Genomic DNA, 1,096 nt, shown 5'->3' on the forward strand with positions numbered 1-1,096 from the left:
TGGGTACTCGTGAGTACCCAGCACCACGCCACCACCTGACCAGGCCTGTGGATGGGGCCCGGCCGCCCTGGGCCGATCCGGGCAATCTGGCGGGGTGCCTCGACCACTGAACCTGCCGGACCCCTATGACGAGGGCACCTTTGCCGTGCGCAAGGCGAAGGGGGACAAGGTGCCCATGAGCAGCATGCGGAGGCTGGCCAACCCGTACCGAGGGGTGCGGGCGCACGTGGCGCCGGAGTCGATCGACGACAGGTTCGCCGCGCTGAGCCTGGTACGGACGACCGGGATGGTCCTGTCGCACTGCTCGGCGGCACTCGTCCACCGACTGCCGGTGCCGCGGGGGTGCGAGCACGACGACCTGCACGTGACGGTCCTGGGTCCGCGTCCCTGCCGCCCGGGGGTGATCGCGCATCGCCGTGCCCGCACACCCGTGACCGTGCGCACGATGCCGGTCACCTCGCTGGCCGACACGTGGATCGACCTGGCCCCACACCTCGGGCTGGACGACCTCGTCGTGCTGGGGGACGCCGTGGCCCAGCGGCTCGAGAGTGTCGAGGCCCTACACGCCAGGGTGCAGCGCCGGGTGCCAGGAGTCGTGCGGGCCCGCGAGGCGCTGGAGTGGATCCGCGTCGGCTCCGCCTCGCCGATGGAGACGCGCTCGCGGGTGCTCTGTGTCCGAGGTGGGTTGCCCGAGCCGGATCTCAATGTCGAGATCCACGACCCGGACGGAGGGTGGCTCGCGACGGGCGACCTCGTGTGGCGCGAGGCCAGGGTCGTGGGGGAGTACCAGGGCAGTCACCACTTCGGCGACTACGCACGCGGGGACAACGACCTCACACGTCGGCGCGCGGTCGAGGCGATCGGGTGGAGCTATGTCGACTTCACCAAGGACGACTATTACCGGGTGCCGCGGAGGTTGGCGCTCGTGCGACGCCTGGGCGAGGTCATCGGGTGCGCGCTGGACCCGGAGGGGATGGCCATGATCGCGACCTCACACGGACTCCCGGGCGGCCCGATCCGCCCCTGTGGGGCCTACGGGACCTGAACCAGACTCAGGTGGTGGCGTGGTGCTGCGTACTCGCGAGTACGCAGCACC

1 protein-coding gene is annotated in these 1,096 nt (G+C 70.9%); it reads left to right on the forward strand.

Going from position 1 to position 1,096, the window contains the following annotated elements; translation table 11 throughout:
- Window positions 1–94 precede the first annotated feature (94 nt).
- Window positions 95–1,045: a putative endonuclease domain-containing protein gene (locus JLI01S_RS16505; RefSeq protein WP_068266764.1), complete on the forward strand. Its 951-nt coding sequence runs from the start codon at window positions 95–97 to the stop codon at window positions 1,043–1,045.
- The last annotated feature ends 51 nt before the right edge of the window (window positions 1,046–1,096 follow it).

Source organism: Janibacter limosus NBRC 16128, from assembly GCF_001570985.1.
Classification (GTDB): Bacteria; Actinomycetota; Actinomycetes; order Actinomycetales; family Dermatophilaceae; genus Janibacter; species Janibacter limosus.